This is a genomic window from Spirosoma utsteinense (assembly GCF_014282275.1).
GTDB classification, from domain to species: Bacteria; Bacteroidota; Bacteroidia; order Cytophagales; family Spirosomataceae; genus Spirosoma; species Spirosoma utsteinense.
In genome coordinates this window covers 1-25,161 of the sequence record NZ_VFIA01000001.1, presented here as the reverse complement: position 1 = coordinate 25,161, position 25,161 = coordinate 1, and the positions used below count along the sequence as shown (strand labels likewise).

General features: G+C 53.1%; 21 protein-coding genes. 9 read left to right on the top strand and 12 right to left on the bottom strand.

Features of this window, described 5'->3' with window-relative positions; all coding sequences use genetic code 11:
• Nucleotides 1-52: 52 nt before the first annotated feature.
• Nucleotides 53-3,616: a nitrate reductase gene (locus FH603_RS00105; RefSeq protein ID WP_186734802.1), complete on the bottom strand. Its 3,564-nt coding sequence runs from the start codon at nucleotides 3,614-3,616 to the stop codon at nucleotides 53-55.
• Here FH603_RS00105 and FH603_RS00100 point away from each other — a divergent pair.
• Nucleotides 3,608-3,895: a hypothetical protein gene (locus FH603_RS00100; RefSeq protein ID WP_186734800.1), complete on the top strand. Its 288-nt coding sequence runs from the start codon at nucleotides 3,608-3,610 to the stop codon at nucleotides 3,893-3,895. The two genes, FH603_RS00105 and FH603_RS00100, sit on opposite strands and share 9 nt — an antisense overlap.
• Here the strand turns inward: FH603_RS00100 and FH603_RS00095 are convergent.
• The 6 genes from FH603_RS00095 to cobA form a co-directional block, all read right to left on the bottom strand.
• The gene (locus tag FH603_RS00095; protein ID WP_186734799.1) at nucleotides 3,833-5,128 is read right to left on the bottom strand and encodes an MFS transporter; all 1,296 of its coding nucleotides are present in this window, start codon (nucleotides 5,126-5,128) and stop codon (nucleotides 3,833-3,835) included. The two genes, FH603_RS00100 and FH603_RS00095, sit on opposite strands and share 63 nt — an antisense overlap.
• Nucleotides 5,129-5,155: 27 nt before the next feature.
• Entirely contained in the window at nucleotides 5,156-6,007 is an 852-nt protein-coding gene (locus FH603_RS00090; RefSeq protein ID WP_186734797.1) for an ABC transporter ATP-binding protein, read from the bottom strand.
• A gap of 50 nt (nucleotides 6,008-6,057) precedes the next feature.
• Nucleotides 6,058-6,840, bottom strand: a complete 783-nt coding sequence (ntrB, locus tag FH603_RS00085; RefSeq protein WP_186734795.1) for a nitrate ABC transporter permease — start codon at nucleotides 6,838-6,840, stop codon at nucleotides 6,058-6,060.
• Between the two features lie 28 nt (nucleotides 6,841-6,868).
• Nucleotides 6,869-8,071, bottom strand: a complete 1,203-nt coding sequence (locus FH603_RS00080) for a CmpA/NrtA family ABC transporter substrate-binding protein (protein WP_186734793.1) — start codon at nucleotides 8,069-8,071, stop codon at nucleotides 6,869-6,871.
• A gap of 66 nt (nucleotides 8,072-8,137) precedes the next feature.
• Nucleotides 8,138-9,688 carry an alginate export family protein gene (locus FH603_RS00075; RefSeq protein ID WP_186734791.1) on the bottom strand — a complete coding sequence of 517 codons (1,551 nt, stop codon included), beginning with the start codon at nucleotides 9,686-9,688 and terminating at the stop codon, nucleotides 8,138-8,140.
• 283 nt (nucleotides 9,689-9,971) lie between these two features.
• On the bottom strand, nucleotides 9,972-10,742 hold the full coding sequence (gene cobA, locus FH603_RS00070; RefSeq protein ID WP_186734789.1) for a uroporphyrinogen-III C-methyltransferase: 771 nt from the start codon (nucleotides 10,740-10,742) through the stop codon (nucleotides 9,972-9,974).
• A 279-nt stretch (nucleotides 10,743-11,021) separates the two neighbouring features.
• Between cobA and nirB the strand changes: the two genes are divergently transcribed.
• From nirB to FH603_RS00045, 5 genes are all read left to right on the top strand, one after another.
• Nucleotides 11,022-13,559 carry a nitrite reductase large subunit NirB gene (gene nirB, locus FH603_RS00065; RefSeq protein ID WP_186734787.1) on the top strand — a complete coding sequence of 846 codons (2,538 nt, stop codon included), beginning with the start codon at nucleotides 11,022-11,024 and terminating at the stop codon, nucleotides 13,557-13,559.
• A gap of 199 nt (nucleotides 13,560-13,758) precedes the next feature.
• A complete protein-coding gene (gene nirD, locus FH603_RS00060; protein WP_186734785.1) occupies nucleotides 13,759-14,115 on the top strand; it encodes a nitrite reductase small subunit NirD in 357 nt (118 codons plus the stop codon).
• A gap of 2 nt (nucleotides 14,116-14,117) precedes the next feature.
• On the top strand, nucleotides 14,118-15,584 hold the full coding sequence (locus FH603_RS00055) for an ATP-binding protein (protein WP_186734783.1): 1,467 nt from the start codon (nucleotides 14,118-14,120) through the stop codon (nucleotides 15,582-15,584).
• Between the two features lie 2 nt (nucleotides 15,585-15,586).
• Nucleotides 15,587-16,261 carry a response regulator transcription factor gene (locus FH603_RS00050; protein WP_186734781.1) on the top strand — a complete coding sequence of 225 codons (675 nt, stop codon included), beginning with the start codon at nucleotides 15,587-15,589 and terminating at the stop codon, nucleotides 16,259-16,261.
• A gap of 161 nt (nucleotides 16,262-16,422) precedes the next feature.
• The gene (locus FH603_RS00045) at nucleotides 16,423-17,013 is read left to right on the top strand and encodes a hypothetical protein (RefSeq protein WP_186734779.1); all 591 of its coding nucleotides are present in this window, start codon (nucleotides 16,423-16,425) and stop codon (nucleotides 17,011-17,013) included.
• Between the two features lie 440 nt (nucleotides 17,014-17,453).
• Here FH603_RS00045 and FH603_RS00040 read toward each other — a convergent pair whose 3' ends face one another.
• Nucleotides 17,454-20,114 carry a TonB-dependent receptor gene (locus FH603_RS00040; RefSeq protein ID WP_186734777.1) on the bottom strand — a complete coding sequence of 887 codons (2,661 nt, stop codon included), beginning with the start codon at nucleotides 20,112-20,114 and terminating at the stop codon, nucleotides 17,454-17,456.
• 165 nt (nucleotides 20,115-20,279) lie between these two features.
• Nucleotides 20,280-21,023, bottom strand: a complete 744-nt coding sequence (locus FH603_RS00035) for an SOS response-associated peptidase (protein ID WP_186734775.1) — start codon at nucleotides 21,021-21,023, stop codon at nucleotides 20,280-20,282.
• Between the two features lie 112 nt (nucleotides 21,024-21,135).
• Between FH603_RS00035 and FH603_RS00030 the strand changes: the two genes are divergently transcribed.
• The gene (locus tag FH603_RS00030) at nucleotides 21,136-21,780 is read left to right on the top strand and encodes a pyridoxamine 5'-phosphate oxidase family protein (RefSeq protein ID WP_186734773.1); all 645 of its coding nucleotides are present in this window, start codon (nucleotides 21,136-21,138) and stop codon (nucleotides 21,778-21,780) included.
• Nucleotides 21,781-21,797: 17 nt separating this feature from the next.
• Here FH603_RS00030 and FH603_RS00025 read toward each other — a convergent pair whose 3' ends face one another.
• From FH603_RS00025 to FH603_RS00015, 3 genes are all read right to left on the bottom strand, one after another.
• Nucleotides 21,798-22,298: a hypothetical protein gene (locus tag FH603_RS00025; RefSeq protein ID WP_186734771.1), complete on the bottom strand. Its 501-nt coding sequence runs from the start codon at nucleotides 22,296-22,298 to the stop codon at nucleotides 21,798-21,800.
• Between the two features lie 65 nt (nucleotides 22,299-22,363).
• Nucleotides 22,364-22,585, bottom strand: a complete 222-nt coding sequence (locus tag FH603_RS00020) for a VF530 family protein (protein WP_186734769.1) — start codon at nucleotides 22,583-22,585, stop codon at nucleotides 22,364-22,366.
• 32 nt (nucleotides 22,586-22,617) lie between these two features.
• Nucleotides 22,618-22,959, bottom strand: a complete 342-nt coding sequence (locus tag FH603_RS00015; protein ID WP_186734767.1) for a hypothetical protein — start codon at nucleotides 22,957-22,959, stop codon at nucleotides 22,618-22,620.
• Between the two features lie 306 nt (nucleotides 22,960-23,265).
• Between FH603_RS00015 and FH603_RS00010 the strand changes: the two genes are divergently transcribed.
• Both FH603_RS00010 and fdhA read left to right on the top strand, forming a co-directional pair.
• The gene (locus FH603_RS00010) at nucleotides 23,266-23,664 is read left to right on the top strand and encodes a GlcG/HbpS family heme-binding protein (protein WP_186735249.1); all 399 of its coding nucleotides are present in this window, start codon (nucleotides 23,266-23,268) and stop codon (nucleotides 23,662-23,664) included.
• Between the two features lie 45 nt (nucleotides 23,665-23,709).
• Nucleotides 23,710-24,903 (top strand): formaldehyde dehydrogenase, glutathione-independent, encoded by a 1,194-nt coding sequence (fdhA, locus tag FH603_RS00005; protein WP_186734765.1) that lies wholly within the window; start codon nucleotides 23,710-23,712, stop codon nucleotides 24,901-24,903.
• Nucleotides 24,904-25,161: the final 258 nt, after the last annotated feature.

The following is a 25,161-nucleotide window of genomic DNA, read 5'->3' as shown; positions in this document are numbered from 1 at the left end:
ATGGGCGAATAGCTGGTGTTCTGGTGCGTCAGCTATTCAATCAATCGCTCATTCACTCAATCACTAATTCGCTCATTGATAAAAGAATGCTCCTAACCTCCGGTCGACACGAGCCGCAGCCGGTTCCGGCACCGGTTTTCTGGCATAATTGCTGAAAATCGGTGCAGCCTGCCTGTATCGCCCGCTCCAGGTTTCCCTGCCCGACCGTGTTGCAGGAACAGACCAGCTTGCCTTCGACAGGGTCAACCTGTTTGCTGGCGCGCAGAAGTTGGAGCCGTTTCTCGGAAAGCTCGGTGCCGTTGGCAATCAACTCGCGGAATTCAGCAAACTCGTTCTTATCACCAACTAAAATAGCTCCTACGAGCTTGTCGCCCTGCACAATACATTTCTTGTAATATCGCTTCGACTTGTCGATAAAAATGATCTCTTCAAATTCAGGACCGGCATTGGGCGGTACTTCGGTCATGCCCATGCTGCACAGGTGCAGGCCTTCCATTTTCAGAATGCTGATCGACAGACTGCCTTTGTAGGGCTGCGACACATCCCCGGCTATGAAACGAGCGGCTGTTTCGGCCTGTTGTTCGGCGGCCAGCGTAATGCCCCACATCTGGCCGTTCCATTGGGCCACTTCGCCAGCGGCAAAAATGCTGGGGTCGGAGGTTTGCAGGTAATCATTCACCACCACGCCCCGGTTGCATATCAAACCGGCCTCGCGGGCAAGTTCGATATTGGGAACCGTTCCAATAGCAACGACAACGACCTGACAATCAATCTTCTTACCTGATTTCAACTGAACGCCCTCAACCTGATCCGTTCCCATGAAGGTCTGGACTTCTTCATTAAAATAGACATCGATGCCCCGATCAAGGAGTTCCAGATAGAGCAGTTCGCTGGATAGCGGGTCGAGCTGGCGCTCCATAAATCGGCCCACCCGCTGAATAACCGTTACCCGAACGTCAATTTGCCGAAGGGAAGCCGCCAGTTCCAGCCCCAGCAATCCACCCCCAACAATGACGGCATGAGGATTCTCTTGATTGAGAAATGGCATGAGCGAATCGGCATCGAGCCGCGAGCGCATATTGAAAATACCCGGCAAACGGGGTATTCCTTTGGGCATAAATGCCCGGCTTCCCGTACCGAGTAAAATTTTGTCGTAGGTATGTTCAACGCCATCCGTATCGACGACCACCTTCGCATTCCGGTCAATATGGGCAATACCAACGCCTTTGTGAACGATGATACGGGCTTCTTCAAACTGGTCTTCGCGCAGCTTGACGAGTTGATCCCACGACTGCGCCCCACTTATATAATCGGGCAACAGAACGCGGTTGTAGAAAGGGAAAATCTCTTTGGAGAACACATGCATTTCATCATTAACCGGCGTCGTGGGACTGTCGACGCGACCCGATTTCAACGCGCGATACGCATTGATAAAGCCCAATCCAGCCGAACCGGCACCGATAATGATGATCTTTTCAACCGGCTTGCTAAAGGGTACAACTTCCACCGCCGAGAACTTGAAATCCGGCTCTTTGGAGCGTGGGTCAACGAGCGCGTTTGTCAGGTTGTTGGCCCGGTTCAGGTTGCTTTCACCCGATTTACCAGACAAAACCTTTCCCCAGTGCATCGGCAGAAAACACAATCCCGGCCGTACATCATCCGTCAGTTGCGCTTTCACACGCACTTCGCCCCGGCGTCCGCGCACCTCAATTAATTGGCCCTCTTCGATGTTCCGGGCCCTGGCATCGTCGGGGTGGATTTGCAGGAAGGGTTGCGGACTATGCTGGTTCAGTTTGGCCACCCGCCCGGTCTTGGTCATGGTGTGCCACTGGTCGCGAATACGACCAGTGGTTAAGACAAGCGGAAAGTCAGCATCGGTAGGCTCTGAGGTATTTTCGTCGGGCACCGCGTGGATTTGTGCGCGGCCATTGGGTGTATAGAAGGTATGATCGGTGAATAGTCTTTTTGTCCCCTCTTCCCTTCCCTCCTTTCTCCCTTCTCCCTTTCTATACGGCCATTGTATGGTGCGTTTCTCCTTGAGCAACGCGTAATTTACACCCGTAATATCGACGTTCGTGCCAGCAGTGAGTTGGGCATATTCGTCGTAAACTTCCGATGTATTTTCGTACGGGAAGGCATCGCCGAAACCCATTTTCCGGGCAAACCGCCAGATAATCTCTGAGTCAGGCAAAGCTTCGCCGGGTGCGTCGAGCACTTTAGGGAGATGCGCAATCCGACGTTCAGCGTTGGTCATGGTGCCCTCTTTTTCGAGCCAGGCCGCAGCGGGAAGCACCACATCGGCAAACTGTACCGTATCGGCCCGGCTCGATACGTCCTGAACGACAACAAAACGGGCATTTTTCAGGGCTTTTTCGACGGCATTGACATCGGGCATGCTTACCAATGGATTCGTATTGATAATCCAGATGGCTTTTAACGAAGTGTTGCCCAGGGCCTCGAACATTTCGGTAGCGGTCAGGCCGGGTTTGGACGCGATTTTGACCGGGCTGTTCCAGAACGCTTCCACTTCGGCGCGGTGAGCCGCATTTGTTACGTCGCGGTGCGCGGGCAACACGTTGGCTAATCCTCCCGTCTCGCGACCGCCCATTGCGTTGGGCTGGCCCGTGAGCGAAAAGGGGCCATTGCCGGGTTTGCCAATGCGACCCGTAATCAGATGCAGGTTAATAAGGGCGAGATTTTTATTTACCCCGATAACCGACTGATTTAGCCCCATTGTCCACAACGACAGAAAACCCTTCGAGCGACCAATCCAGTCGGCGGCCTGCCGAATACCATCGGCGTTAATCCCACAAATCTCAGCGGCTTCGTCGAGCGTGCGCTGCATGACCTGCTCGCTGTAGGCCGTGAAGCCGTCGGCATGATTGGTTATGAAGTCAACGTCGATGTCGCCGTTCTCAATCAGCAACCGGCCAATGGCGTTGTTCAGCACAATGTCTGTACCGGGCCGGATGGGTAAATGAAGGTCTGAAGACCGGGCCGTATCGGTTTTACGCGGGTCGACGCAAATGATTTTGACGTTCGGATTAGCCGCCTTGTGCGCTTCAATCCGACGCCAGATAATGGGGTGGCACCAGGCCGGATTGGCGCCCTGAACCAGAAAAACGTCGGCTTCTTCGATGTCGTCGTAACAGACCGGCACCGAATCTTCGCCGAGGGATAGCTTATAGCCTACCACCGCCGAACTCATACACAGCCGGGAATTGGTATCTATGTTGTTCGACCCGATAAACCCTTTTATGAGCTTATTAACCAGGTAATATTCTTCGGTAAGGCACTGCCCCGACACATAAAACGCGACCGAGTCGGGGCCGTATTTCTGAATAAACGTCCTGAAAACGGCGGCTGTGCGCTCCAGTGCGGCATCCCAACTTACCCGCTGCATGGGCATGTTGCGGTTGAGCCGCATTTGCGGATACAGCAACCGATCCGACTGATCCATGACGGTATAATGCAGATTCATGCCCTTCGAGCAAAGCATCCCCTTATTCGACGGGTGCTGCTTATCGCCCTCAACGGTCAATCGTCCGTTCGCTTCCTGTTTGACGACAATGCCACAGCCAACACCACAATAACAACAGGTCGTTTGATGAGTCATGATTTTTGGGGAGAAAGGAGGAGAGGAAAGAAAAGGGAGGAGAGGGAGGAGAGGGAGGAAGGGAGGAAAGGAGGAAGGGAGGAAGGGAGGAAGGGAGGAAAGGAGGAAAGGGAGGAAAGGGAGGAAAGGGAGGAAAGGGAGGAAAGGGAGGAAAGGAGGAAGGGAATAGAATGTGTACAAGTTTACTTTCTCCTTTTTTCCCTTCTCCCTCCTCCCTTAATTCAATTGCAATTCCGTCTCTACGGGTTCTACAACCACTTCTTTACCGAAATTCACTAAGAACAAGAGTGCGCCAACGGCAACCACGATGCAGCCAATGTACATAAAGGCCTGTCCGTAACTGATTGACTGAGATTTGAACAGGAAGGCCATCAGCATACCGCCGAGATTGCCACCGGCACCAACAACGCCAGAGATAACACCCACGGCTTTGGGGTTCACGAAGGGAACAATGGCGTAGGTGCTGCCATTGGACATTTTCAGAAATAACGCGAACGTAATCATCGACAGAATAGCCATCGGCAGGCTACCCGCCTGGGCAAATAACATAATACCGGCCCCTTCCAGCACCAGCATACCGGCCAGCAAAACGCCTTTGCCGCGCATGCCGTATTTGTTTCCCACTTTGTCGGCAACAATGCCTCCCAGAGCGCGGGCAAAAATATTCATCCCGCCGAAGAGCATGGCCCAGAAACCGGCCTGTGTTTCTTCGAGTTTGAAATTATCGAAGAAGTAAAGCGCGGCCACGCCATCGAAGGTAATTTCCATACCGAAGCAGCAGGCATAGGCCAGCGCCAGCGCCCCAACCCGGATATCGGAACAGGCTTTCCAGAAACTCACTTTTTCGCCCGTTGCTACCGACCGTTCGACCTCACTATAGTTACCCGCCGGTGTGTCTTTGGTGAAACGGTAATAAACGAACGCCATGATAAGCATCAAAACGCCCGGAAAAATCATAGCCAGCCGCCACGCTTCGGGCTTTGTGTAGCCGAAACCAACAATAGCGGCCATGATAAGCGGCATCGCCAGTTGGGTGATTCCCCCTCCGAGGTTGCCCCAGCCACCCGCTACGGCATTAGCGGTGCCTTTGATTTTGGGGGCAAACATGATCGACGTATGAAACTGCGTGATGACGAACGATGCGCCAATGACGCCAATTGCCAGCCGGAACAACAGGAATGTGGTGTAATCATGCGCCAGGCCAACGAACATGACCGGCAAAGAACCCAGTACAAGCAAGGCGGTATAGGTTTTACGCGGTCCCCAGGTATCGCACAACCGGCCAATAACCAGACGGGCCAGAATGGTAGCCGATACGGCCGCAATGATGGTATTACCCACCTCTGGTTTTGTCAGGCCCAGATCGGCCCGAATGGCGGGCATCAGCGGGGCCAGCCCGAACCAACCGAAGAAACAGACAAAGAAAGTAAGCCACGTAATGTGGAAAGTCCGCATCTGTACACCATTGAAACTGAGTACATTCAGCGATTCGAGGGGTTTGTTCGTTTGCATAGTTTGATTGAGTAAGAGCGGTAATGCTTAATCTTCAATGGAGAATTTGTCAAACAAGAGGTTCAGCAGACGGTCGTGGATATCCATGTAAACCGGGTCGTGGGCGATGGCTTTTTTGTTGCGGGGGCGATCCAGCGGCACATCCACAATCTCACGGATGGTCGCTTCGGGGCCGTTGTTCATAACCACGACGCGGTCGCTGAGGAAGATGGCTTCTTCGATGTCGTGGGTCACCATGACGATGGTCTTGTTGCGGTTGTCCAGATTCCAGAGTTTCAGCAACTCAATGTGCATGGAGCCTTTCGTAAGCGCGTCCAACGCCCCAAATGGCTCATCCAGCAACAAAATACTGGGGTTGATGGCAAAGGCCCGAGCAATGGCGACGCGCTGTTTCATCCCGCCCGACAACTGACCCGGCAGTTTGTCTTTATGCTCCCACAGATTCACCATCTTGAGGTTATCCTCAACGATGGTGAGTTTTTCGGCGCGGGTTTTACCGGTCATCACCGAATCCACGGCTTCGAAAATATTCTTATACACCGACAGCCAGGGCAACAGCGAGTAGTTCTGAAACACGATACCGCGATCAGGACCAGGCCCCTTTACTACCTTTCCGTTGGCAATGACTTCGCCCTTGCTGGGCTTCACCATACCCGAAATGGCGTTCATCAGGGTCGACTTGCCACAGCCCGAATGCCCGATGATGCTGACAATTTCACCTTTGGCAACCTGGAGGTTGATGTCTTTGACAGCCGTATAAACGCCTTTCGGGGTTTTGAACGAGATTGTCAGGTCGCGTATGTCAATGTTTGTTTGGCGCGACAGTTTATGGAACTCGTTGGCCGAATCAACGAGTGTGGTTTGAATTTGTGTGTTCATGGTTCGTTAAATGGTTGTATCAGGATGAAAACTGTAAGCGCTCAACAGGTCTAACTATACGCAAACTGCTTCTGCAACGCATCGAACCCCTTGTCGAGCAGCAGCCCTACGGTGCCGATAATCAGGATGGCGCAGAGAATTTTTTCCAGACTCAGCGCATTCCAGCTATCCCAAACGAAGAAGCCAATGCCCATACCTCCTGATAGCATTTCGCCCGCTACAATCACCAGCCACGCGACGCCCATACTCAGGCGAAGGCCCGTAATGATGTGTGGCAACGCATACGGAATCACCACCCGTCGCACATAGCGCCAGGTCGAAAAACCAAAGGCTTTAGCTACGTTCTTATGATCCTGCGGAATGCTCGATACCCCGAAGGCCGTATTGATGAGCGTGGGCCACAGGCTTGTAATGAAAATGATAAAGATCGTTGCACCGGCAGCGGCTTTGAACGCCAGCAGCCCAAGGGGAAACCAGGCCAATGGTGAAACGGGGCGCAAAATCTGCACTATTGGATTCAGTAAACGCATACCAACCGGCGATGCACCCATGATCAAGCCCAACGGAACCGCTACCACCGTGCCCAACGCAAAACCAGTGAACACACGACCTAATGAGCTAACCAGTTGGTTACCGATACCTTTATCGTTTGAGCCGTAGTCGTAAAAAGGCGTGGCGATCATCTCTTTGAACACCACCCACGTCATGCCGGGGGTTGGAATGTCGTTGTTGGTCACGACGGAGATTAAGGCCCAGATGCCAATCAGTATGCTCATGCTCGCCAGAAAATACAGCACCGGCAAGTAGGTTTGGTAATTCAGTAATCGGTTCATGGTTGTTCGATTTGGCTGTGATCAATACTTATTTCTTAGCACTTGCCAGATACGCGCCGACGTTGTTCGGGTCGAACGCCACATCGTAAGTCGTCTTGAACGACTTCATCTCGTCGGTTGGCAGGGGAATGTTCATTGATTTGGCCACTTCGGCGTAGAGGTCGTCGAGGACAAGTTTTTCGGCGATGCCTTTGTAGTCAGGCGCGTTTTTGATCAGCCCGAAGCGCATGTACTGCGCCATAAACCACATAGCGTGCGATTTGCGGGGCATGTTCACAAAGCCTTTGTTGTAAAAGGTCATGTAATCGTCCTTGTATTTCTGCACGCCCAACTCACAGCCCAGATCGTTGGAACCCATCAAACGGGATTCGATTGCGGCCAGTGGTGCGTTGACATAATAGGGCTTGGTGAGCCAGGCAGCGGCCTTTTTACGGTTTCCCATGTTGTCGAGCCATTGGCAGGCTTCCAGCACAGCGGCCATCACTTTCTTGAGGTCTTCGCGACGGGCGGTCGAAAACTGACTGTTTACGACAAGGGCTTTTTCGGGGTGGTGTTTCCAGATATCCTGGCTGGCAATCTGCGTAAAACCGATGTTCTGAGCAGCCGCGACGCTATTCCAGGGTTCGCCCACCGAAAAGCCTTCCATGTTGTCGACGCGCATGTTGGCAACCATTTGCGGGGGTGGAATGGTGATGATGCCAACCGATTTCTGATTTATACCGGCCGCAGCCATCCAGTTACGGAGCCACATATCGTGCGTTCCACCCGGGAATGTCATGGCGAAGGTTACTTCTTTGCGGCCTTGAACCGCTTTGACAGCGCCGGCTACTTTACCCATTTCCTTGAAGCCAACCAGCCCGCAGAAATCTTTTGAAAGGGTGATGGCCTGCCCGTTATTGTTGAGCACCATCGCGATCTTCATCTCCGAACCCGCTTTACCGCCAATGCCCGTATAAACCGAGAAAGGCATGGAGAACAGGCAGTGTGCCCCATCCAGTTCGCCGTTCAGGACTTTATCGCGGATGTTAGCCCAGGATGATTCTTTGGTCAGCACCACATCGACGCCGTGTTTCGCAAAAAAGCCCATCTCTTTGGCCACTACCAGTGGTGCACAGTCTGTCAGCGGGATAAAGCCAAGCCGAATAGGCTCTGGTGCCGGTTTGAGCGCCATCATCGTAGCGACAACAGCAGTAGAAATCAGGGCAAAAAGTAAGATGTATGTCTTTTTCATGTGTTTGTTCAGTTGTGGTGTCGGGTTCTGGAGCGCCAGCCCGGTCAGACCCGCCATCAAATTGCACTACTGCTTGATCGCTACGGGTTTGGCGTAGAAGAAATCCGGGCGAATGTTGATCATCAGGTAAGACCAGGTACCGATATGATCTTTCTGGCCCATCGTCCCTTGCTTGGCATATTCCAGACTGTTCGTGCCATTCATGACCGAATAGCCAAATTCCAGATTGGTGAATTTATTGAGGGCGTAGTTCGCCACGAAGTCATATTCTATACCCAGCTTATTCGACAATAGCGAACCGGCGGGCGCATCGGCCATTTTGTTGTAGGTGGGGGCGGCCAGGGCAAAGTAGTGAATATCGAAGGTGGTAGTCAGTCGGGTTGCTGTGTATTTGAACTTCAGAAACGCATCTTTCAACCCACCAGCGGGCGAACCGGTGCCCACATAGAAGTAGTCCATATACCCCCAGTGACGGTGTGGCGTACCATACAGCGGATCGAATCGGCTGGTTTGGCCCGACCGAATCGTGGTCGCATCGTTACCCGACAGCACTTCGTAGCCGGGGCCAACACTTAACAGCCCTTTCTGGAACATGACGTTACCGCCATAGTGATACGCTTTTTTGATTGTCAAACCATCGCGGTCTTTCCCGCCCTGCCCATAGGCAAACGCCTGCCATTGAACTTTGCCCAATTTTGAGGATGTGTTGCCCAACTGGCCTGTGAGCATGGCCCCGTATGTCTTGCGCGAATTTGTGCCCGCAACGTCATAACGTCTCCCATATACGTAACCAGCCGTGGCGGTACCAAGTGAGTCGGCCCGGTACTTTTGAAAGTCGTCTTTAAAGAACAGTGCCGAGAATTTCGTTTGATTGAATTTGCGCGTCAGGTACGCCATTTGAAACGACTTGAACTGCTGGTTCTGGCCGTTCGTGCTCAGTGGCGTTGCCAGTACCGGAGCACCCCCTTTTCCGGCGGTTGGAATAAAACCCGCCGGAATCGCCAGCGTCACATTTTTGTTCGACAGCGCCGACTGAGGTACGTTGCCCGGTGTGTAATTATCGCCTACCGTACCAAATGCATCCGTATTCTGGTTGAAGCCAACGCCTAGGTCAAGTGCCCACCCCATGTGCTGTCCTTTCAGAAGAGCCGCATCGAACCGGCGTCCCTGTTGCAGCCAGTCGAGGTTACCCAGTAGCCGCACATCGTCATAAACAAGCTCCTGACGGCCTATTTTGAGGGAAAGATTCTGAAGTGCTTTAAATTTTATCGTCGTGTCGGCACTGTTTGCCAGCGTTACCTCGGCCCAGGCTTCGTGAACCATCAGGCGATTCCCATCGGCATTATTAATAGTAGCCGCATCCTGACCCCATACGCGAACATCCTGAACAGACGTCTGAAATTGTACACGATCCCATTTGTAGCCGAACGTAAGGCGAGTGCGCTGGGAGGTAAAAAAAGCCGCCGGGGCATCTTTCGGGGCCAGGTTACCCAGCCCGTTGCGCAGTTCAGTACGGGTGCGAACCTGACCAATGAGCGAGAACTGTGCGAATATCGTTGATTGGGTCAGCAGCAGGATAACACCTGCCAACGCCCCCAGTTTGCGTGTAGATTTCATAAAATAGGCAATCAGATCAAGAAGAAAGTGAACGGTAGAGACAATAGAGAGGTAGCTTACCCGAGAGGGAGTAAGAGCGTGAAGAACAGGCTGGAATGAAAGCGCGGAAGGCGCGACGGAGAAGACTGGCGGGCTATCGCGCGGCCAGTGGCAGGAAGATGCTGATTTGCTTTACCTGTTTTTTTTCATTTTCTTTGAAACGTTTGTGTTAAGCATAGACAAACCCTGTTTAGCCGATCCAAAGGTGCCCCCACACCGGATCGGCTTTTTTTTGCCCTAACCCCTAAAGGGGCCGGGTCTGAGCCATGGATACATTCTGCATACAGGCCGCCAGATACGACGGGTGTAGCGAAACGACTTCACCGATAACCAGCACAGCAGGCGCCCCCACGCCTTGTTCTGCTGCCAGCATCGGCATATTCCAGACCTGACCAATTACGCACTGTTCATCAGCACGTGTTCCGTTCTGTACGATTGCCATGGGCAAATGGCCACGCCCGGCCTGGCAATACATCGCACAGAGTTCATCCAGTTTACCCATGCCCATCAATACAATGACCGTTGCTTTGGATTGAACGGCCAGCCGTAAATCGTCCGAAAGTTCGCCTTTCCGGGTCGTGCCGGTGATCACCCAAAAGCTCTCGCTTACACCCCGGCTGGTTACGGGTATGCCCTGCGATGCGGGTACGGCTATACAACTCGATACCCCCGACACTACCTCGCACTGTATACCATACTGACGGGCATACTCCTGCTCTTCAAAACCACGTCCGAATACATACGGGTCGCCCCCTTTAAGCCGAACCACGTGGCCGTATTCCTGAGCGCACCGAACGATCAACTCATTAATTTCCTGCTGCGTAAACGACGCTTTCCCTGCCCGTTTACCTACATAAATCGTAGACGCGGCTTCGGGTGCAAAGTCCAGTAAAGTGTGATTGGCCAGATCGTCGTATAAAACAACGTCGGCTTGTCGAAGCGCCCTGATCCCTTTTAAGGTGATCAATTCGCCGTCGCCGGGACCCGCCCCCACGAGTGTTAGCTTTGGCTTCATCTGACTTAACGAGTAAGAGTTTGATAGTGGTATTGTACTATTCATAGCTATACACCACTATCTCCGATTGATGGATCAAAAGTAGAGATGAAATTCGCATAAACAAGCGTTTAACAAAAAAATATGCTTCATTATTAACTATTAACAAAATAATACATTAGGTTTTCAACAAAACACCTCTTACTTTTGACTAGCCTATTTTGGGAGGAAAAAGGCTATTTTCTTAGATTAATGCAATAATAAAACAGGGTTTTCACAATGTTATAGTTACAATTAACTATGAGCACAAACACAAATAGACGTGTCGTCGTCATTGGCAACGGCATGGTGGGCTACAAGTTCTGCGAGAAATTAGTAGCCAAAGAGAAAAACGAACAACGGTTTACACTAACGGTTTTTGGGGAAGAGCCTCGTGTAGCCTACGACCGGGTCCATTTAAGTGCGTATTTCGATGGCAAAACCGCCGACGATCTGACGCTTGCGCCCCAGAGCTGGTATGCCGATAACGGCATTACGCTTTATCTCACCGATCCCGTTGTCGACATCGACCGGGAACGCAAAGAGGTTCGTTCCCATCATGGCGTCGTAGTTGCCTATGACTATCTGGTACTGGCCACCGGCTCGGGGGCCTTTGTCCCCGCCGTGGCTGGCGTCGAAAAGGACGGCGTCTTTGTATACCGTACCATAGAAGACCTCGACCTTATCCAGTCCTACGCACGAAAAGCCCGGCCTGGGTCGGCCCGGAAGGGGGCCGTATTGGGTGGTGGCCTGCTTGGTCTGGAAGCCGCGAAAGCCCTGCTCGACCTGGGCATGGACGAAGCACACGTAGTAGAGTTTGCTCCCCGCCTGATGCCACGTCAGATTGACGCCGCCGGTTCAGGTGTTCTGCAACGGCAGCTGGAATCGCTGGGGCTGACGATTCACCTGTCGAAAAGCACCCAGGAAATTACCGGCGACGAGGCTATTACAGGCATGCTGTTTGCCGATGGCTCGCGCATAGACGTTGATATGCTGGTTATCTCGGCGGGTATCCGGCCACGTGATGAACTGGCCAAAGCATCGGGTATAGAAACCCACCCGCGTGGGGGAATCCTTGTCGATAACTTCCTGCAAACATCCGACCCGGCTATTTTCGCTATTGGCGAATGTGCCGTAGCCCACCACATGATTTATGGACTGGTAGCACCGGGCAATGAGATGGCCGACGTAGTAGCGTCACGTTTGATGGGCCACGAAAAAGAGTTCAAGCCCTACGACATGTCCACGAAGCTAAAGTTGATTGGTACCGACGTAGGTTCGTTTGGCGAGCCATTTGCCGGCGAATCGGACGGCTGCACGTCCATCGTTTACGAAAACAAGGCAAAGGGTGTTTATAAGCGGATCAATATATCGGCCGATGGCAAAGAATTGTTGGGCGGCATTCTGGTAGGCGATGCAGAACAATACAATATGCTGCTGCAAACCTGCAAGAACAAAACCGTGCTTCCTCCCAATCCCGAAGACCTGATTCTGGGCTCCAGAGGGGGTGAAGAAGCGGGAGCGGGAGTCATGAGCCTTCCCGACGATGCGCTGATCTGCTCCTGCGAAGCGGTTACGAAAGCCATGCTTTGCCACGAAATCGGGGAGAACGGTCATAATACGGTCGATGCGCTCAAGAAAGCAACGAAAGCCTGTACCGGTTGCGGAGGCTGTACGCCTATGGTGAAAGACATCATTCAGGGTGTCATGAAGCAAAAGGGCGTCTATGTTCGTAATATCCTTTGCGAACACTTCGACTTCACCCGGCAGGAATTGCTGGATCTGGTAAAAATCAACAGCCTGAAAACCTTCGACGCCGTGATCGATCAGGTTGGTCATGGGGATGGTTGTGAGGTGTGCAAACCGGCTGTGGCGTCTATCCTGGCGAGCCTGTGGAACGAGAACATTCTGGAGAAAGGCCGGGCCACGATTCAGGATTCGAACGACCGGTATCTGGCCAATATCCAGAAAGGTGGTACATATTCGGTCGTTCCCCGCATTCCGGGTGGCGAAATCACCCCCGATAAGCTGATCGTGATTGGACAGGTAGCCAAAAAATATGGTCTCTACACCAAAATTACCGGCGGCCAGCGGATTGACCTGTTCGGGGCACACGTTGGCGACTTACCGATCATCTGGGAAGAGCTTATAGCCGCCGGTTTCGAGAGTGGTCATGCCTATGGCAAATCGCTGCGTACCGTAAAAAGTTGCGTGGGCAGCACCTGGTGCCGATTTGGCGTGCAGGATTCCGTCTCGTTCGCGATTGAGGTTGAAGAACGCTACAAAGGCATTCGGTCGCCACACAAAATCAAATCGGGGGTGTCGGGCTGCATTCGCGAATGCGCCGAAGCCCAGAGCAAGGACTTTGGTATCATCGCCACCGAAAAAGGGTGGAATCTGTACATAGGCGGCAACGGCGGCTCGAAACCGCAACACGCCCAGTTGCTGGCCTCTGACGTGGACAAAGAAACGTGTATCCGCTACATCGACCGGTTCCTGATGTTCTACATCAAAACCGCCGACCCGCTCACGCGCACGGCCACCTGGCTCAATAAACTGGAAGGCGGCATGACCTACCTGCGGGCTGTCATTATCGACGATGTGCTGGGTATCACCAGTGATCTGGAACGTGAGATGCAGTTACTGGTGGATACCTTCAAATGCGAGTGGAAAGAGGTCGTGGATAGCCCGGCACTTCGCGCCCGTTTCTCCCACTTTGTCAACATGCCCGAACAGAAAGACCCTACGGTTCAGTTTGACGCGCTGCGCGATCAGAAGCGGGCCAAAGAGTGGGCTTGACCGGCACAAACAACCTGAACCTGTTTCGTGCATCCACGGTGTCGGGCCTTAGTTGGGGTGTGTATGTGGGGAGAATACGTGGGTGTCGGGTCTGACCGGGCTGGCGCTCCAGGACCCGACACCACGTATTCTCCCCACATACACACTGGTTACAGCCCGTAAATCTCTCAACATTTCCAGCCAAAATCATTTTAACCACATGGAAACACTCACAATCAATAAAGACGAAATTACCTGGTATCCTGCCTGTTCAGTCGATCACGTTCCCGAAGATGGCGGGGCGTGTGTACTCATCGACGGGCGGCAGATCGCGATCTTTAACTTTGCCCGGCGGGGCGAGTGGTATGCTACCGATAACGAATGTCCGCACCGTCAGCAAATGGCACTTTCGCGGGGTATGATCGGTAGCCAGAACGATGAGCCCAAAGTGGCCTGTCCGTTCCATAAAAAGACGTTTTCGCTACAGACCGGCCAGTGTCTTACTGACGACGGCTACCAGATCAGCACCTATCCCGTCAGGGTCACCGAGGGCATCGTATACCTTGGCTTCGAGTAAGTATGTCGCAACTCGATCAGCAGGTAGCCCGCCGACTAACACGCTTTTACGTGATGGCCCTCACGATACTGGCCGTATTGACTGTCAGCGGGCTCCTGTTCATCAAAGACACCATTAACAACCACTATGACGACAGCCGGGTACTGAATGTGGCAGGGCGGCAACGGATGCTGAGCCAGCGGCTTACCAAGCTGTCGCTATTAAAGACCGGGGGGGTAACGGCAATGGATAATGTCCACTTCGACTCGTTGTTAACCACCTGGAGCACGAGCCACATGCAGTTGCGCCAGGGCATGCTACGGATGGAGAAAACCTATGCGGTACGCAAGAGTGCCGTGATCGACAGCATGTTTACCCGGATCGACCCTGCTTTTGAATCCCTCCGGCAAAGCTTCGTCCGCATCAATGAGGCTGGCTCCAGCCCGGCTCAGAAACAGCAGGCCCTCCAGGTGGTGCTGCGGGATGAACCCGCCTACCTCCGGCAGATGAATGACATCGTCTTCCGGTTCGATGCCGAAAGTTTTGCGCGGGTTCGGTACCTCGAACGGGTCGAGTGGATACTGGGGCTAACGACGCTGCTGGTGGTCTTGATCGAAGGGCTGTTCATTTTCCGGCCCGTTGTCCGCCACACCCGGAACACGGTTCGCATGCTGTCTGAGTCCGAAGAAGCCCTCCGGCTGGTAAACGAGCAACTGGAAACAGCCAACCGCACACTGGCCGTGACGAACCGCAAACTCACCGATACGCAAACGGAGCTTCTTCGGATCGAAGACGAAAAATACCAGTTGCAGCGGGCAGAAGACACGGTTCGGTCGGCGGCCCTGCTGGAAGGGCAGGAAGAGGAGCGACGGCGGTTTGCCCGCGAGCTTCACGACGGTATCGGCCAGATGCTAACGGGGCTGAAGCTACAGGCGGGCAGCATTAAAAAGGGGCCGTTTACGGACGAAAAGCAGCGCACACGCTTCGACGAGCTGACGGCGCTGATCCAGGACACCATTCAGGCCACCCGGCAGATTTCCCACAACCTGATGCCCTCGGTACTGGGTGACTTCGGACTGGGTGCGGCTCTCAAGCTCCTGGCCGACCAGTCGACCCAGACGTCAGGCATTCCCGTGTTCTACGAGGGCGACGACCGAAACATACGCTTAAGCCCGGCTACAGCCATAAGCCTGTATCGAATTGGGCAGGAAGCCCTCAATAATGCCGTTAAACATGCTGACCCTAAAGCCATCTGGATGACGTTGAACCACACCCGAAACAATGTCATTCTGACGGTGGCCGACGATGGCAACGGGTTTACTGCCCCGGCGGCTGAGAACGTACCCTTGTATAGTTCTTCCTCCAAAGGACTCGATAACATAAGCACCCGGGTTCGCCTGCTGAACGGTGAGCTCAAGATCAGTTCGAAGTTAAAAAAGGGAACCAAAATATGGGTTAAATTGACCCTCACCGATCCGTTACTTCACTAGCTATGTCCATACGACTTCTCATTGCCGATGACCACGCCGTAGTCAGAAAAGGAATCCGGACCTTACTGGAAGACGAAACAGATATTGACGTTGTTGGCGAAGCTACCGACGGCGATTATGCCATTGACATGATTCCGGAGGTTAAGCCAGACGTTCTGTTACTCGATATTACCATGCCCCGCATGTCGGGCATCGACGTAACGAAGGTAGTGAGCAAGCAGTATCCCAACGTCAGGATACTCATCTTCAGCATGCACCACAATCCGGATTATATCCTGAAGGCGGTTCAGCACGGAGCGGCTGGCTATCTGCTGAAAGACACCAACGAGGAAGAGATTCTGCGGGCTGTCCGCTCAGTGGCTACCGGAGAATTCTACTATCCTCCCAGTGCCTCTTCTATTATTATCAAGCAATTCATGGCAGACTCAGCGTACCAGACCAGCGAGCCCGATCCGGAGCCGGAACGGGTACGACCGGGCTCGGTATGGCAGAAAATAACGGCCCGCGAAGCCCAGATACTTACCTGCCTGACGCAGGGCATGAGCAACCGGCAGATCGCCGAGCGGTTCACGATCAGCCCCAATACGGTTGCCAACCAACGGGCCAGTATCATCCGCAAAGCGGGCGTCACCAGCAGCTTTGAGCTGGTACAATTGGCCCTGAAAGATGAGAAATAGTGTACCTGGTAATCGCTGGAATTGAATTAATAAGGCAGCTGTTCGTGAACTGGGGGCCTTAATTTCGTCATTCAACGGACAGAAATCCCGCTTCCACCTGCTTCTTTTGGTGCAGCAGGCACAGGTGAGGAACTTTACTTCATTACACTGCCTCAACTGAAATGAGTTTCTACTGCTACGTTTATCTCCGCCCCCTTCGCATAACCATTCACCGCGCGGCCTGCCCCTACTGCCGCCAGGGTCAGGGTATGCAACGTAAGGTTACCCAAAACAAAACCGGCTTCTGGGATGGGCCGTATCCAGACTACGAGCGGGTGCTCGACCGTGCGTTGACGCATGGAAAAGTCATTCAGACCACCCCCCTCGACTGCAGGCATTGTCAACCGGCAAAGGCAGGTTACGAAGCACCACTTCCCGAAAAAGAGAACATCCAGCCTGTAACGGACCAACAGGAACCGGTTGCCGAAGAACTGAAGTCCGAATTCCGGATCAAACAACTCGACAGAAAGCACCTGATTGAACAGCAGAGCTTACTGACCTTCCAGAACAGCATTCATCGCCTTATGAAAACCCGCCACCAAACCGAACGACTGGCACTGGAAGCGTTAGCGAATAAGGAGGAAGCGCTTCTGGCGTTAGCTGACCAGCAGAAGCACCAGGCAGAAGAACTGCTGCAGGCGCGGGCGGCCAGCTACAATGAATTGCTGAATGAGCAGGCCCGGGAAAAGAGCCTCCTCCTCGACCTGGTTTAATGGTTAACGTGAATTGAGGATTAAGCTGCCCTTGTTTTGGCCCGTTAGGGCCTTTACAGCGCAGCGTTGGTAGGTCGCCGGAGCGGTAGGACAATTTGATTTCAGCAGCGTCCATGTGCCGTCAGGTACATAACGGTTATGTACCTGACGGCACATGTTTCCTAAAAATGGCTCCTTTTTCTACCGCACTGGCGACGCTACGCTGTGAAGGCCCTACAGGCCAAATCTAAACCCGAATTCACATCAGTTAACGAGCGCACTATCGGTTGCCCCTGATGCAGAACGGGTTCTCAGCAGTAAAAAATAGCTGACAGACCTGCCAGGTTGGCCTCATGAGGTGATTTAGCAGGTTTCAGGGCTATAACAAATGGCAAAGCGGCCGCAAAACAGGTTTAACCCAGTTTTGCGGCCGCTTTGCCGTTTCTTGTGATGTGTCTGGGCTATTTGGGGCGACGGCCACCGCCACCCTGTGCGGGCTGGGCGGCAGGTTGCTGACCGCCACCTTCTCCTCCCTCACCCCCTTTCACATCGTCATTTTCAACCGAGCGACCCCGCTTGCGTTGCGGCTGGTCGAAGCTCAGCTTCCCAAACTTATAGCTGAAGTTTGCCCGTATGCCTGCATTGTACAAACTCGTCGTACTGTTCTGAGCGAAGATGGGCGACGATGATTCGGAGCGCACCGTGAAGGGGTGATTGAAGAAATTTTCGGCCGCAATACCAAAGCTGCCCCGTTTGTTCTTCATGTCTTTCTTCATGCCAAGGCTATAGAACGCAAACCCGCCCTGATACCCCTGTAGTTGGATCTGCTTGCCCCGGATAAAGCCGAATCCCTGAAGACCCCAGCCATTTTTGATGTTCAGGCTCGTAAAAAACCGTCCCGTAACGACCCAGCCAGCATTCGAAGCGCGGTAAATTGCCTGTGTGCTGTTGTTGGTCAGCGAAGCGTAATAGGCATCGAAGCCCCCACCAATCTGCCACTTCGAAAACAGGGTTGCATTACCGAACAGGTTGATACCATAGGCTTCCTGCCGACCAATATTCAGGTAGGTTGTCCGGATAGGCTGGGGTAAGGTAGGGTTAGCTACTTCGCCGAGACTCGTTGTATTCGTATCGCGTACACTGGTGATTTCGTTGTTCGTGCGCCGGTAGAAAAGAGTAGCGTTCAGGTACACATTTTTGATATAAGCGCTGTTGCTTAGCTCGAAATTGTCGGTCAACTCAGGCGACAGCAACGGGTTGCCCTGGGTGATATTAGTAGGGTTCGAGTTGTTGATGTTCGGGTTCAGGAACTGAATCCCCGGCCGCTGCAACCGGCGGTTATAGGCCAGCTTAATGGTTTTGCCTCCTTTCAGCGCCTTCGAAATATTGATGCTCGGCACCAGGTTACTGTAGCTTGGGATACCTAAATCCTCGCCAGCTGCCGCACCCTGCTCACCGGCCTGCGTACGCGAATAATTGGCGTTGATACTGGTAAATTCATACCGCGTACCAGCCTTGATGGTAAACTTGCTTTTGGTCGTAATCGTATACGATACATACCCCGCCCCGATCGTCTGATCGTAGTTCAGCGTATTCCCCGGCCGGTTTTCATCCATCTGAAATCCAGCGTTGGGGCCGGTGGCGAAGTTGTAGCGGAAACTGCTTTCCACCTGACGGTAGATTCCTTTACCACCAAATTCGATCAGCTGGTTCTTACCAATCGGCGTCTGATAATCGGCCTGGAACGTCGACTCCTGGTTGTAGCTGTCGTTCAGGTTCTGCTGACGGGAAGCAATGGTCGAGAAATCAGTCGCGCTGAGAATGTCGGCAATAAAATTATTGTTCCGGTTGTTCCGGCTGTATTGCGCCGAGATGCTCATCTCCTGCTGCGGCTTGGCGAACGTGCGGGTATAGTCGACGTTGGCATCGACCGTGCCCGACAGATCATCCGTTTTTACATTACGGGCGTTGTAGACCGGGAAATAAAGCCCACTCGTTTTTGTCAGGAAGTTATCCTGAAAGACGGTGTTGTTACGGGCACCGTAGCGGAGGCTCGCGGTAATGGCGCTGTTCTTCGAAATGTCGTAATCCCAGCCGAGTGTATACTGACCGAATACGCCCTGATTGCGGGTACTGGCCGACTGCTCGGTCGTTGTCGTACCATTGCTGCCAAAAATCTGCTGGGTGTTGGCGAAGGCACCCCGGACATTGTAATTGGCCCGTCCGTAACCACTGAGGCTGAAGCCCATTTTCCCCGTCCGGAGGTTACCATTCAGGCCGAGGTTACTGCCCCGGTTACCCACACCCGAATCAACGTTGAGGGTGAAACCCTGCAAGGTGGTTTTCTTGGTGATGATGTTGATGATGCCCGCCGATCCTTCTGCGTCGTACTTGGCCGAAGGCGAGGTGATCACCTCCACCGTTTTGATCATGTCGGCAGGAATCTGCTTCAACGCATCGGCAACGCTGCTGGCCACAATCGTACTCGGTTTGTTGTTGATCAGCACCCGCACGTTGCTACTGCCACGCAGGCTGACGTTCCCATCCAGATCGACCGACAACAGGGGTACCTTCCGCATGATATCAGTGGCGTCGCCCCCTTTGGCCGTCACATCTTTATCGGCGTTATACACAATGCGGTCTACTTTTTCTTCAACCAGCGCCTGCTGACCAACAACCTGAACTTCGTTGAGGGTGCGCACGTCGGGCGCGAGCTTGACGGTACCCAGCGCTACGTCGCCCCGCCGGTCGAGTTTAACGCTTGACACCGTTTTATTCCGGTAACCAACGAAGGAGATCAGCACCTGAAATTCACCCTGCGGTAATTTATTCAGCGTAAACTGGCCTTTATCATCGGCCACGGTTCCATCGATCGGTTTTTTAGTTTGTGCGTTGATGAGCGCAATACTGGCAAACTCGACCGGCTTCCCGGTGGTCGAATCGACGACGACACCGGTGAGTTTGGCGTTGCCGCGTGGAGTGTCATCGGTAGCTGTGCCGGGTATTGCTACAGCTGGCCGTTGGTTGTCTCCAGCAGGCACAGCGGGAACCTGCGCAAGGGCCAGGTCGCAGGCAGTCAGCATGAATGTACCGGCTAGCAAAAAGGGTAACGTATTTTTCATAAATCAGGATGCAGAGCGACACCAATGTCGCCCGTTGTAAACAGGCAATGAAGCAGTTTGTTCGCGGAAAAAGACAATTGAGAGCACCAAAAATCCGCTTAAAATGGGCTCCAACTTCGAATTCTACACAAACGGCGTGCCTGTATGACAAACGGGAGCCATTACTTAAGCAAATAACTGAGGATTTTTGCTTAGCTCTGGATAGGTAGCGGGGGCCAGCACTTCCGGTACGTCACTAGGGTCTGTTCTCGACGTGATGCGTTTGCTGATACTATAGCTGTGCATTCGGTCGGCGGGATATGACTCAGCCAACAGCGCCAGCGCGTCGGTTTCGCTCAGTTCGTCATGCAGCCAGGCGTGCTCAGCATCGGCAGTAAGCACACAGGGCATGCGTTTTTTGGTGTTATGAATAGCGGCCACCAGCGGATTGGCCTCGGTCGTCAGCAGCGTATAGGTCGTGATGAGTTCACCTGTGTCAGGGTCGGGCCACTCGTCCCATAAGCCAGCGATAGAGACGATCTTCTGGTCGGTGGTATTGATGTAAAAAGGAAATTTCTTACTTCCCAGCGTATGCCACTCATAAAAACCCGTTACCGGAATGAGGCAACGCTGCCCTTTCTGAGCGGCTGTACGATACGATGGTTTTTCGTAGATCGTTTCGGAGCGGGCGTTGATCGTTTTGGACCGAATATCGACTGCACTCTCCCGGGTTTTAGCCCAACGCGGAATAAGGCCCCAGTGAAGCAGTTGCAGCTTGCCCGGTTCCTGCCGGGTTACAATAGGCCATGCCGGGTAATTGTAGGCATTCGCGTGATAAACAGGCTGGTACGCTTCATCCGGTGGCAAAGCTGCTTCATAGCGGGCTTCGAGTTCAACGGCGGGTACATCGAGTGATTTATGGTAGCACATAGCGGCTGAAAGTAAGGGCGAAAGGAAGTGAAACCTATGAATACTGAACAATTGAATTAACCATCCGGTTATCCAAAGCGACCTTCTTTCGCCCATTTTTTCTTGTTTATTCATGAGTCAGCCTCCAACACCAGCCATTCAGGCAACTAGTACATCGCCAAATTTATCTGATCTTGAACATGATAACTGGCGACAACTTGTTCTGGCCACGAAGCAGGAGAAAGAGCAGACAGAACGATCCGGATTCAAGACCATGACCGTTGCGACCAACACTGCCAGTGGGGCCGATGCCCGTATGGTCGTACTCCGGCAAGTCGATGAGGTCCGTCGCTATATCTGGTTCCATACCGATGTGCGCGCGGAGAAAGTGATGCAGCTCGAAGCCTTTCCTACGGTGATGCTGGTCTTCTGGGATGAAAACAGCCAGGTCCAGCTTCGCCTGACGGCCGAAACCCGGCTTCACACAGACGATCATACCGCCGATGAGCATTGGCAGAAATTATGGGTGGGTAGCCGCAAGACCTACCTCTCCGAGCAAACACCCGGCAGTGAGCAGCCTACCCCCTATCCGGGATTCCCGGTCGCTCTGGGCGAAGACCTGCCTACTGAGGCCGACAGCGAAGCAGGTCGCAAGAACTTTGCCGTTATCGAGTGCCGGGTATTGGCAATGGACTACCTACACCTGGGTCGGGGCGGACAGAGACGGGCTTTGTTTCAATATGAGCCGGACCGCAAGGTAACCTGGCTGGCCCCCTAGCCTGCCTCCCTTAGCACTCAGGGTACTTTGGTAGCCACTTTTGGCTGAAAACCACCCGTACTTTTCCGCATACTCTCTTTTTTGCTCTTGTACAGCTTCCACTGCTCAGGAGTCAGGATCGGCTTTAGATTATCTTCCTTCTCTTCATTGATCATCAGCATCGTTTCCCGAATTTGATCCATCGTTTGGGGCGAAGGGCGCTCGGTGCTTGTGCCAACGATGTCCTTGATGGCCTCCTGCTGCTGCTTAGCAAACTCATTATTAACTTTTTTGACAGATTTCGTCTGTTCTTTTGTCAGCGACAGGCTGTCGCGGAGCCATTTGGTTTCGCGCTCGGCCAGTACGCCGGGCATGTTACTGAACGCCGATGACCGGCTTCCGCCTGATGGCTGGCTGAACTGACCTCCGCCCATACCCTGCCTGCCACCCATACCCCCACCGTATTGACCGCCATACTGACCATAGCTGGTAACACTTGCCAACAAACTAAAAACAAAAATCAGGTGTGCCCTTTTCATGGAATAAATCGATTTGGTCAACAAAGACAGCTACTACATAGTAAACGGCAAAAATGGGAAATCTTTTACATACCTATTGCCTTCAGGTACAGTTCTTCCACTTTTTGACGGGCCCAGGGAGTCTTCCGCAAAAATACCAGACTCGATTTGATACTGGGATCGTGGCGAAAGCAGTTGACAGGAATGCGATCCCCCAGTTCGTCCCAGCCGTAATTATCCACTAAATACAGCAGGATCGTTTCCAGCTTTTTGCCATGCAGGGGATTGTTTGGCTGTTCGGTATTCATAATCTGATTCTACTTGATGGATACAGGCTGGTTCAGCAATCGGCCAGTATTGTCCAGGTATTGCTTTCACAAATATCGACATCTTCTAGCACACATGCCGAATCGGTCGGTGCTACGACCCGGACATCCCAGCGACCACATTCGATGGCCACCTCAACCTGTTCGCCCGGCTTCAGTACCTCTTCGTCGTCAAGGATATTCTCTCCCCACAACTCCGCATCTACGTCAGACAGGTAGATGGCGTCGATATCGAAATCGGTTTTGTTGACCACACTGATGGTCTTGTCTTCCTGCCGGATGGCCAGGGGCTGGGTACCGGCAGCCGACATAATAAGCGTAGCTACGACTACGCCAGAAATAAGGGAACGGACCATAGGTTGAATGCTACAGGCAGCCTTCTGTTTTACTGCCCGACAAACCTACCAATCAAGGGGGTAAATACTTGTTTTAATCTACCCGACAGTCCACTTTTTTGACCGGCAACCGCAGGCGATCAGGCCCCGTTCTGCAATGAACGGTCGCCAAAAATACCGTTATTCTCTCACTAACAATTACTTACCACTCAATCCCCTACAATAAGTTAAGACTTTAGCGTAAGTTATTGAGACTATTTCGCTACAGTCTGTCTATCGATTCGCCAACCTTTGTACCGTCGGCCCTAAACCACCGACGTTATGAAAATGGGAATTACGCTGGAACAAGCAGAAACAGCCGTTAAAGCAGCAAAACAAAAGGCACAGGAACTGGGCCTTAAAATGAACATAGCCGTAGTCGACGCCGGGGCTAACTTAACCGCTTTCGCCCGCATGGACGGGGCATGGCTGGGATCGCTCGACATCTCTATCCGGAAAGCCAAAACCGCCCGTTTCTTCGATATGCCCACCGGTGAACTGGGGAAGCTTTCGCAGCCCGGTGGCCCATTGTTCAACATCGAGCATTCGAACAATGGCCTGATAACGTTTCCGGGTGGTATTCCCATCCTGAGCGGTGGCGAAGTCATTGGTGCCATCGGTGTATCGGGCAGCACCGTAGAAGATGACCATACCGTAGCGCAGGCAGGCATCGACGCCGTAGCCTGATAGTCGTCCTGTGTCAACAGTCAACCCTCTAAACTAAATATCGATATGGCCAGCAATCGTGGTGTCGTCTACATTAAGCCGGGAAAAGTGGAGGTGCAAAGCATCGACTTTCCCGAACTGGTTAATCCAAAAGGAAAAAAAATTAATCATGGCGTGTTACTGAAAGTCGTTTCAACCAACATCTGTGGTTCGGACCAGCACATGGTACGTGGCCGGACAACGGCCGAAGCAGGCTTGGTACTGGGCCATGAAATAACGGGTGAGGTTATCGAGAAGGGTTCCGATGTAGAGTTCCTTAATGTAGGGGACCTGGTCTCGGTACCGTTCAACGTAGCCTGTGGCCGGTGCCGTACCTGTAAAGAACAGCAAACCGGTATCTGCCTGAATGTGAACGACTCACGGGCGGGTGGTGCTTATGGCTATGTCGATATGGGCGGCTGGATTGGCGGGCAGGCCGAGTACGTTATGGTGCCCTACGCCGATTTTAACCTGCTGCGCTTTCCCGATAAGGCCCAGGCTATGGAAAAAATCCGTGACCTGACCATGCTCAGCGATATATTCCCGACGGGTTTCCATGGTGCCGTAAAAGCTGGCGTTGGTCCCGGCACAACCGTATATGTCGCGGGGGCGGGTCCGGTAGGTATGGCGGCTGCCGCTTCGTCACAACTGCTGGGCGCGGCTGTCGTCATCGTTGGCGACATGAACAAGGCGCGTCTGGCACATGCCCGCTCAATCGGCTGCGAAACGGTCGACCTGAACGAAGACGCTTCTCTGGCCGATCAGATCGCTCAGATACTCGGCGTTCCGGAAGTAGACTGCGCCGTCGACTGTGTGGGTTTTGAAGCACGTGGCCACGGGGGCGAAGTACAGAAAGAAGTACCGGCAGCCGTACTTAACTCACTCATGGAGATCGCCCGTGCCGGTGGTGCCATCGGGATTCCGGGTCTGTATGTAACGGCCGATCCGGGTGCCGAAGAGAAGACTGCCCAGACGGGTAACCTGTCTATCCGGTTTGGCCTGGGCTGGGCCAAAAGTCACTCGTTCTTTACGGGCCAGACGCCGGTCATCAAATACAACCGGCAACTGATGATGTCGATCCTGTACGACAAAATTCAGATTGCCAAAGCGGTCAACGTTGAAGTAATCTCTCTCGACGATGCCCCAGAAGGCTACGCCGAGTTCGACAGTGGTGTTGCCAAAAAATTTGTCATCAACCCACACAATATGATCCCGGCGTAGAGACGCGACCCTTCGCGTCTGTCACGCGTCAGCCCCTGTTCGCGTCTGATATGAGTTAGCCCCGGCTGACGCCGTAATAGACGTGAACAGGGGCTGACGCATACCAAACGCAACCAAGGGCTGACGCATACCAGACGCGAAGGGTCGCCGGTCCGCCCTTTAGGTTTGTGGGCTGGTAATATTCCGGGATTTTGTCTTTTGCCAGTAGTCAACCAGAGAGGGCTACCCTACCGGTCCGCCGAGGAAGAAGACCTATGC